This window comes from Rothia sp. (in: high G+C Gram-positive bacteria), from assembly GCF_015265375.1.
In the GTDB taxonomy this organism is placed as follows: domain Bacteria; phylum Actinomycetota; class Actinomycetes; order Actinomycetales; family Micrococcaceae; genus Rothia.
In genome coordinates this window covers 1-5,999 of sequence record NZ_JABZXW010000085.1, presented here as the reverse complement: position 1 = coordinate 5,999, position 5,999 = coordinate 1, and the positions used below count along the sequence as shown (strand labels likewise).

General features: G+C 67.2%; 5 protein-coding genes. All 5 read left to right on the top strand.

Features of this window, described 5'->3' with window-relative positions; all coding sequences use genetic code 11:
* On the top strand, positions 1-1,037 hold a 1,037-nt coding region (gene hemE / locus HXO69_RS08475), incomplete at its 5' end, for a uroporphyrinogen decarboxylase (protein WP_365668808.1).
* 129 nt (positions 1,038-1,166) lie between these two features.
* Positions 1,167-2,717 carry a protoporphyrinogen oxidase gene (hemG, locus tag HXO69_RS08470; protein ID WP_296546501.1) on the top strand — a complete coding sequence of 517 codons (1,551 nt, stop codon included), beginning with the start codon at positions 1,167-1,169 and terminating at the stop codon, positions 2,715-2,717.
* A 114-nt stretch (positions 2,718-2,831) separates the two neighbouring features.
* Positions 2,832-3,653, top strand: coding sequence for a hydrogen peroxide-dependent heme synthase (gene hemQ / locus HXO69_RS08465; protein WP_296546499.1), 822 nt, complete (start codon positions 2,832-2,834; stop codon positions 3,651-3,653).
* Positions 3,650-5,089 (top strand): ferrochelatase, encoded by a 1,440-nt coding sequence (locus HXO69_RS08460; protein WP_296546498.1) that lies wholly within the window; start codon positions 3,650-3,652, stop codon positions 5,087-5,089. Before hemQ ends, HXO69_RS08460 begins: the two co-directional genes overlap by 4 nt.
* Before the next feature lie 142 nt (positions 5,090-5,231).
* The coding region (locus tag HXO69_RS08455; RefSeq protein WP_296546497.1) for a hydroxymethylbilane synthase at positions 5,232-5,999 on the top strand (768 nt) is incomplete at its 3' end.

The following is a 5,999-nucleotide window of genomic DNA, read 5'->3' as shown; positions in this document are numbered from 1 at the left end:
GCGCAGGCACCGCCGCCAACTCGCCCATGCTCCGCGCTCTCACCGGCCGCCCCTCCAGCCACCGACCCGTCTGGTTCATGCGCCAGGCAGGCCGCTCCCTGCCCGAATACCGCCAGGTACGCGAAGGTATCCCCATGCTCGATGCCTGCCTCACCCCCGAGCTCGCCGCAGAAATCACCGTGCAGCCCGTCCGCCGCCACAAGGTCGACGCTGGCATCTTCTTCTCCGACATCGTCATCCCCATGAAGCTTGCGGGCGTCAACGTCGACATCGTGCCCGGTAGGGGCCCGGTCCTCGACCAGCCCGTGCGCACCCTCGACGAGGTGCGCGCCCTGCCCGAACTCAAAGACAGCGACCTCGACCCCATCCGCGAAGCCGTCGCCGCCACCGTAGAAATGCTCGGCGACACCCCGCTCATCGGCTTCGCAGGAGCACCCTTCACCGTCGCCGCCTACATGGTCGAAGGCGGCCCCTCCCGCGACCACCTGCGCCCGCGCACCATGATGCACGCCGACCCCGCCGCCTGGCACGAACTCGCCGCCTGGGCAGCCCGCACCGCAGGCCAGTTCCTGCGCGCGCAGATCGAGGCGGGCGCATCCGCCGTGCAGCTCTTCGACTCCTGGGCAGGCTCCCTCGGCGAAGGCGACTACCGCCGCTACGTGCAGGCGCACTCCGCAACCGCCCTCGACGCCGTACGCGAATACGGTGTGCCGCGCATCCACTTCGGCACCGGCACCACCGCCCTGCTGCCCGCCATGCACGAAGCCGGCGCGGACGTCATCGGCGTGGACTACCGCCTGCCGCTGTCCGCAGCGAACACCCTGCTCAACGGCGCCGTACCCCTGCAGGGCAACATCGACCCGGCACTGCTCGCCGCAGGTAGCGAAAACCTCTACGCACACGTAGACAACGTGCTCGCAGAAGGCGACGCCGCCCCCTCGCACGTGGTCAACCTCGGCCACGGCGTACCCCCGACCACCGACCCGCAGGTGCTCACCGACCTCGTGGCATACATCCACGAGAAAACGGCGAACTAAAGCGACGGACCCGCGGGGCTAACACATATCAGCGCCGCAGGATACCGCCCCAAAGCACCAATCCCAGCACACGCTGATAGAGCACAACGCCACCGAGCAGACCCGCTGACAGACCAAAGGAGAACCACCATGGGCCACACCAACCAGGCACCGCACCGCACCGCACAGGTCAGCTCCTCCGCCGCGCCCCATAACGCACGAGCATACAGCCGTAACGAGAAGGTACCCACCGCCATCGTTATTGGCGGCGGCCCCTCCGGCCTGATCTCCGCACGCCGCCTCGCCGCAGCCGGCATGCGTGTCACCCTGCTCGAACAGCGCCACCACCTCGGCGGTGCCGTCGGTGCCCACGAAGTTGGCGGACTGCTCCTGGACTCCGGCGCGGAATCCTTCGCAACCCGCAGCCCCATCGTGAGCGACCTCGTCAAGGAACTCGGCCTGGGCGACCAGATTGTCACCCCCAACTCCTACGGCTCCTGGCTGTACCTGCCGCAGGGCGCCCGCCGTACCCCCAGCACCGGCATCATGGGTATCCCCGGCAACGTCAACGACAAGTCGCTAATCCCCGTCATCGGTAAGAACGGTCTGCGCCGCGCCCAGGTGGACAAGTTCCTGCCCGTCTCCGCCGGCGAGAACGCAAAGACCCTCGGCGAGCTCGTGCGCATCCGCATGGGTCAGAAGGTTCTCGACAACCTTGTCGCCCCCGTCGTCTCGGGCGTGTACTCCACCCACCCCGACAAGCTCGATGTGGACGCCACCATCCCCGGCCTACGCGCGGCACTGCGCAAGCACCGCTCCCTCTCTGCCGCAGCGCACGCTTTCCGTTCGGCAGCCCCCGCAGGCTCACAGGTCGCCGGCATCGTGGGCGGCATGAACCAGCTGTCTGAACGTCTCGTCGAAGACCTGTACGCCGCCGGCGTTCGCATCGTCACCGGATTCGACGTCATCGCCGTAGACCGCGACGAATCCACCGGCCAGTGGTTCATCATCCAGCGCCACACCACCGACGGCGAAAACACCCCCCTCTACGCCGACTACCTGGTGCTCGCCACCGACGGCCCGACCGTAGCACGACTCATCGGCCCGCACGTCTCCACCGCACTACCCGCCCTGGAACCCGGCCCCGAAGTCGCCCTCGTCACCCTCGTCGTCGACGCCCCCGCCCTGGACAAGCACCCCCGCGGCACCGGCCTGCTCGTCTCCGAAGAAGCCACCGCCGTACGCGCCAAGGCACTCACCCACGCCACCGCCAAATGGCAGTGGGTCGCCGACGCCGCAGGCCCCGGACGCCACGTCGTGCGCCTCTCCTACGGTCGCGGCGGCGAAGACGCCCGCTTCTCAGAAGTGGCACTCGCTGACGAGCAGCTCATCACCCTTGCACTGCGCGACGCAAGCCGCATGATGGACGTAGCCCTCACCCACAGCAACCTCATCGATGCGGACGTCGTACGCTGGCGCGGTGTGCTGCCCGCCTCCACCCCCGGCCACCGCGACCGAGTCAAGGAATTCCGCGAACGCGCCAGCGAACTCGGAACCCTCAGCACCGTCGGCTCCTGGGCGGCAGGCTCCGGCCTGGTCGTAACCGTCAAAGACACCTACGAGCAGATGGACCGCCTCATCTACCACGCGGCACAGGACTGGGAAGGCGTCACCTCCCCGAAGGTCGCAACCGCCAAGTAGACGGCGTAGCGGCAGAAACCAACCAGCAACTAGACCAAAAAATTTGAGAAAACGCGCAGCTACGGAAGCCGCGCCTCCAGCACAGCGAACCCTCGCTGAAGAAAGGAACACACAATGTCTCACGATCACGCAGCACACGGCCACGGCGGCGCACACGGCGCAGGTCAGGGCGGCTACACCCACGCAGGCCACGGCTACGGCGGCGCACCCAAGGGCTACGCAGTCCAGCACTCCGCAGCTGACGAGAACCGCCGCGGCCGCGAAGAAGGCGAAACCCTGCACTACGCCCTGTACACCGTGTTCGCACGCTCCGGCGCACGCCCCGCAGAATCCAACACCGACGAGGCACGCGCCGAGTTCGAGAAGGTCGCCGAGCAGCTCGCAGCAGACGGCGTGACCCTGCGCGGCATCTACGACGTCTCCGCAATGCGCGACAACGCAGACGTCATGATCTGGACCCACGGTGCAACCCCCGAAAAGCTGCAGGCAGCAGTCCGCAAGATCCGTCGCACCGCACTCTTCGCAGGCACCACCATCGTCTGGTCCACCATGGGCGTACACCGCGAAGCAGAATTCACCCGCAACCACGCACCCGCCTACGCACGCGGCAAGGCACCCGAAGCATGGGTCTGCGTCTACCCCTTCGTACGCTCCTACGAGTGGTACTACATGAACCCCGAACGCCGCGCAGAAATGCTCAAGAACCACGGCATGAAGGCAATCGACTTCCCGCAGGTTCTGGCAAACACCGTCGCAGCATTCGGCATGAACGACTACGAATGGGTCCTCGCCCTCGAAGCACCCGAACTCGTTGACCTCGTCGACATGATGCGCCACTTCCGCAACACCGAAGCACGCCTGCACGTGCGCGAGGAAACCCCCTTCTACACCGGCCGCCGCATCGGCGCAGACGAAGTAGCAGAGGTTCTGGCGTGAGCCATCAGCCGAATGACGGCGTAACCCTCAACGGCACGCTCCTGCCGGACGACGTGGTACCCAACCGCACCGACCCGGCGAACACCGCCTCCAACGGCCCCGCCGCGCTCAACGAGCAGACCCTCGGCGACTACCGAAGCGAACGCAGTATCACCCGTGACCGTGCCGAAGAGGCGCGTCCTTACGACCTGGTGATTCTCTCCTCCTTCGGTGGCCCCGAGGGGCAGGAGGACGTCATCCCGTTCCTGCGCAATGTGACCGCCGGCCGCGGCATTCCGGATGAGCGCCTCGAAGAGGTCGCCACCCACTACCGCGCCAACGGTGGCGTCTCGCCGATTAACGAGCAGAACCGTGCCCTGCTTGCCGCACTGCAGCAGGCACTCGCCGAGCGCGGCCCGCACATCCCGATCACCTGGGCGAACCGCAACTGGAAGCCTTACGTGAAGGACGTGCTCGCTGAGGCTTATGAGGCCGGGCATCGCAATGTGCTGGTGCTGGCGACCAGCGCCTACCCCGGCTACTCGAGCTGCCGCCAGTACCGCGAGGACTACGGCATCGCGATTGAGCAGCTCGGCCTGGAAGGTCGCGTGCATGTGGGTAAGATTCGTCAGTTCTTTGACGTGCCCGGTTTCTCCCGCGCTTTTGCTGACGGACTGAAGGACGGTCTGGCAACGGTGCGTGAGCAGCTTGCCGCACGCGATAGCGGTTCGCTGAACCCGCGCCTGCGCATCATGTTCTGCACCCACTCGGTACCCACCTCCGCAGCGAACGAGGCTGGCCCGCGCGGCGTGAACTATGAGGGCGGCTCCGCCTACGTGGAGAAGCACCTGCAGGTCGCCCGCGCCGTGCTTTCGCTGGTTCGCGATGAGGCTCCGCAGCTTCTGCAGAACGTCGAATGGGAGCTGGTGTACCAGTCCCGTTCAGGCCCGCCGTCCATGCCCTGGTTGGAACCGGACGTCAACGACGCCCTGGAGGCGCTGCCTACCCCCGCCAACCCGGCGGAGGACGGCGAAGCCCCCGTGGAAGGCGTCGTGCTGGTGCCCCTCGGCTTCGTCTCCGACCACATGGAAGTCAAGTGGGACCTGGACACCGAGGCGCTGGACACCTGCGAGCGCCTGGGCGTGGTCGCGGTACGCACCCCGACCCCCGGTACGCATCCGGCGTACGTGGAGTCGCTGCGCCGCCTCATTGAGGAGCGCGTGGAAAACGGTGTTCCCGCCGACCTGCGCCCCGGCCGTGAGAGCGTCCTCGCACCGAGCGCGAGCGGCCAGTACGGCTGGTTCGACGAGTGCGAACCGGGCTGCTGCAAGCCCGGTCGCGGCGCGCCGAAGCCGGTCATTGCGGAGTACGTAGCTGGTGCTGACACCGCCGCTTCTGAGGAAGCTCCCGCCAGCCGCTCCGGTGGATGCGGCTCCGGCGGATGCTGCTCCCACTAACACCACCCCCTGTAGCTCCGGCTCGCCCCACCACCCCTAACCGGGGTGTGCGGGCGGGTCGGAGCCGCACTGCCTACAAGCCACACACTTACAGGCAAGACACGCCTACGGGCTATCACACACATCACCGACAAGGAGAGATATGAGCCATCACGAGTACATCTTGGGCACCCGCGGGTCCGCCCTCGCCCTGACCCAAAGCCGTATCGCCGCCGAAACCGTCACCGCCCTCTACACCGAACATCAGGGGCACCACGGTACCGCAGATGCCGCTGAGGTCGTGGACTTCACCCTGCGCACCGTCAAAACCGAAGGTGACGTGCTCACCGGACCCCTGGCAACCCTCGGCGGCACCGGTGTATTCGCCGCGGCACTGCGCCAGCGCCTGCTCGACGGCGAGAACGCCTCCGAAGAAAACCGCGTGGACATGGCCGTTCATTCCTTGAAGGACCTGCCCTCCGCACCCTGCCCCGGCCTGGTCATCGCCGCAACCCTCAAACGTGAAGACCCCCGCGACGCCCTCGTGGCACGCGACGGCCTGACCATCGACACCCTGCCGGAAGGCTCCCGCGTGGGCACCGGATCGCCCCGCCGCGCCGCCCAGCTGCGTGCCCTGCGTCCCGACCTCGAAATCGTGGACATCCGCGGCAACGTGGGCACCCGCATCGGCCGCGTCAAGGGCCTGGAAGAGCACGCCGGTAAGCAGGTTGTGCTCCGCCAGAACACCGAAACCTCCGAACGCGCCGACCACGGCGTAGGCACCGAACGCAGCGGCGACTGCGACGCCGTGGTGCTCGCTGTCTCCGGTCTCAAGCGCCTGGGCAAGGAAGAACTCATCACCGAGTACCTTGACCCCACCCGCATGCTGCCCGCCCCCGGCCAGGGCGAGCGCGCCCTGGAAGTGCGCGAA

Coding starts and splice junctions, on each gene's coding strand:
- hemQ (WP_296546499.1), top strand. CDS start 2,832: ATGTCTCACGATCACGCAGCACACGGCCACGGCGGCGCACACGGCGCA.
- hemG (WP_296546501.1), top strand. CDS start 1,167: ATGGGCCACACCAACCAGGCACCGCACCGCACCGCACAGGTCAGCTCC.